The organism is Brevundimonas sp., from assembly GCF_032017145.1.
Classification (GTDB): Bacteria; Pseudomonadota; Alphaproteobacteria; order Caulobacterales; family Caulobacteraceae; genus Brevundimonas.
The window spans coordinates 1-2,671 of the sequence record NZ_DALZQC010000196.1 but is presented as its reverse complement, the minus strand read 5'-3'; the positions used below and the strand labels follow the sequence as shown (position 1 = coordinate 2,671).

General features: G+C 70.2%; 4 protein-coding genes and 1 pseudogene. 2 read left to right on the top strand and 3 right to left on the bottom strand.

All coding sequences use genetic code 11. The features are described from left to right. Positions 1 to 542, top strand: a pseudogene (locus RTU05_RS17800) (hypothetical protein); the annotation flags it as partial. 4 nt (positions 543 to 546) lie between these two features. Here the strand turns inward: RTU05_RS17800 and RTU05_RS17795 are convergent. Beyond that, positions 547 to 888: a VOC family protein gene (locus tag RTU05_RS17795; RefSeq protein ID WP_312599624.1), complete on the bottom strand. Its 342-nt coding sequence runs from the start codon at positions 886 to 888 to the stop codon at positions 547 to 549. Positions 889 to 986: 98 nt separating this feature from the next. Between RTU05_RS17795 and RTU05_RS17790 the strand changes: the two genes are divergently transcribed. After that, a complete protein-coding gene (locus RTU05_RS17790; protein WP_312599623.1) occupies positions 987 to 1,127 on the top strand; it encodes a hypothetical protein in 141 nt (46 codons plus the stop codon). Between the two features lie 2 nt (positions 1,128 to 1,129). On the opposite strand, the gene aroC is transcribed toward RTU05_RS17790, so the two are convergent. Beyond that, positions 1,130 to 2,215, bottom strand: a complete 1,086-nt coding sequence (gene aroC / locus RTU05_RS17785) for a chorismate synthase (protein ID WP_312599622.1) — start codon at positions 2,213 to 2,215, stop codon at positions 1,130 to 1,132. A 9-nt stretch (positions 2,216 to 2,224) separates the two neighbouring features. Then, positions 2,225 to 2,671: DnaJ C-terminal domain-containing protein (locus RTU05_RS17780; protein ID WP_312599621.1), on the bottom strand; the 447-nt coding region annotated here is incomplete at its 5' end.

Below are 2,671 nucleotides of genomic sequence, written 5' to 3'. Positions count from 1 at the left end.
CGACGAGCCCAAGCCGTCCGGCGACGTCCCCGCCTGCCGCGCGTCCTACGACGACAGCGCCCCAGGCTGTGACCCCCAGTCGCCCCAGCGCCCCGCCATCCTCCGCACGCCCCACGACGACGCCGGCGCCCGCGCAGACTTCCCCTGCGGCCTCTCCGCCTGCCGCGACGCCCGCTCCCGCCGCGCTGGATGCGGCCGGGATCGCCGCCCTGCCGTTCCGCATCGAGCTTCCGGTCGGCGTGGTGATGGTTCCGGCGCGGGCGGGCGCGGACGCGGCCATATATCGCATTCAGCGCGGCGACCTGACCCTGGCCATGATCTACGCCGGGCCGTCGTCGCAGTTTCCCATCTATGACGGCGACATGATCCGCACGGGCGGCCGGACCTCCATCGTCGTCAACGAAGGCGGTCGGCGTCTGGCGATGGAGCATCTGTTCCAGCGCGCTGGGACGCCCAAGGAAATCCACGTCTGGATCGCCAGCGTCGTGGGCGCGGACCGTGATCTGGCCGAGCGGATCGGCCAGTCTGTCGATCCGCGCTGAGGCTTCAGGTCTCGGACCAGACCGCCATTTCGGTTCCGGCCGGATCGACGAAGTGGAAACGCCGGCCCCCGGGGAAGGCGTAGATCGGCTTGACGATGCGCCCGCCCGCCGCCTCGACGCGGGTCAGCATGGCTTGCAGATCGCGGGCGTAGAGAACGGGCAGGGGCACGGGCGTCCGGTCCGCCGGATCGGCGTCGAAACCACCGTCCAGACCCTGGTCGAAGGCGGCGTAGGTCGGGCCATAGTCAACGAATGTCCAGCCGAACGCCTGACTGTAGAAGGCCTTGGTTTCCGGCAGGTCGGCGGCCGGCAGTTCCAGATAGTCCAGCTTCCCGTCTTCACGCACGGTTGATCTCCTGTCTTCCAAGCTGCCGAAACAGGCTCTTGCACGGCCGCCCGACTTAGGCAAACCTGCAAACGGTTCGCAGTTGCAGGAGTCGAGCGATGATCGTGATGACCACGGGACTGGCGGGCCTGGTCGCCCTGATGCAGCGCGAAGAAAGACCGCCGGCGGTCGTGCGGCCGGTTCCCGTCGCTGCTCCCATTCAGCCGGCCGATGTCGTGCGACGACGGGCGAGCCGCTGAACCTATCCGATCTGGGCGCGGTGCCTCAGGAAGGCGTCGGCCAGAACGCAGGCGGCCATGGCCTCGACCACCGGCACGGCGCGCAGGGCGACGCAAGGGTCATGGCGGCCCTTGGTGCGCAGGTCCGTCTCCTCGCCGTCGCGGGTGATGGTTTGGCGCAGGGTCAGGATCGAGGAGGTCGGCTTGAACGCCACGCGCGCCGTGACGGGCTGGCCCGTCGAAATCCCGCCCAGCACGCCGCCCGCCTTGTTGGACAGGAAGATCGGCTGTTTGTTAAGATCCAGCCGCATCTCGTCGGCGTTCTCTTCGCCCGTCAGTTCGGCGGCGTCGAAGCCGGCGCCGATCTCCACGCCCTTGGCGGCGTTGATCGACATCAGGGCGGCGGCCAGTTCCGAATCCAGCTTGCCGTAGATCGGCGCCCCCCATCCGGCCGGAACGCCCGTGACCTCCAGCGCCACGACGGCGCCGACCGACGACCCGGCCTTGCGCACGCCGTCCAGATAGGTCTCCCAGTCCGCCACGACCTCGGCCGAGGCGGCGAACAGGGGATTGCCGTGAACGGCGTCGAAGTCGATCCGGTCGGGCGCGATACGGTGCGGCCCGATCTGCACCACCCCGGCGCGGATCGTCACGCCGTCGCCCAGCACCCGACGCGCCACGGCGCCCGCCGCCACGCGGCTGGCCGTCTCCCGCGCCGAGGATCGACCGCCGCCGCGATGGTCGCGCACCCCGTATTTGGTCTGATAGGCATAGTCGGCGTGGCCGGGCCGATAGGCGCGGGCGATCTCCCCATAGTCCTTGGACCGCTGGTCCTCGTTCTCGATCAGGATCGAGATCGGCGTGCCGGTGGTGACGGGGCCCGCGCCGTCGTCGAACACGCCCGACAGGATGCGCGCCGTGTCGCTTTCCTTTCGCTGGGTCACGAAACGGCTGCCGCCCGGTTTGCGCTGGTCCAACCACGGCTGGATGTCGGCCTCCGTCAAGGGCAGCAGGGGCGGGCAGCCGTCGACCACGCAGCCGATGGCCGGGCCGTGGCTCTCGCCCCAGGTGGTCACGCGAAACAGATGGCCGAAGGTGTTGTGCGACATGGGCCCGACTTAGGCCGCCAGACGTTCCTGCGTCCAGACCCGCGTGAACCGGACCAAGAGGTCTTCGGCCGCCGACGGCGTGTCCGACGACGGCGTAAGGGTGACGAACAGATGCCCCGCCGCCCGCGACCCACGCGCGGGCAGGCCCAGTCCCTTTAGCCGTACGCGAACGGGCGCCGCACTGTCCGCCGTGATCCAGGCCGAGCGGGCTCCGGCATGGGTCTCGATCTCCACCCGCCCGCCGTCGGCCATCAGGCGGCGCTCGACCGGCCAGGACATGAACAGGTCGTCGCCCATGGCCGACAGGCCGTCCTCGGGCCGGATCAGCACCGACAGATAAAGGTCGCCGCCGTCCGCCGCCCCCTGTCGCAGCCGCAGATGGTCGCCGGTCCGCAAGCCCATGGGCGCCGTGACCCGAACCGTGCGCGCGCCCAGCCGGACGTCCACCTTGCCGCC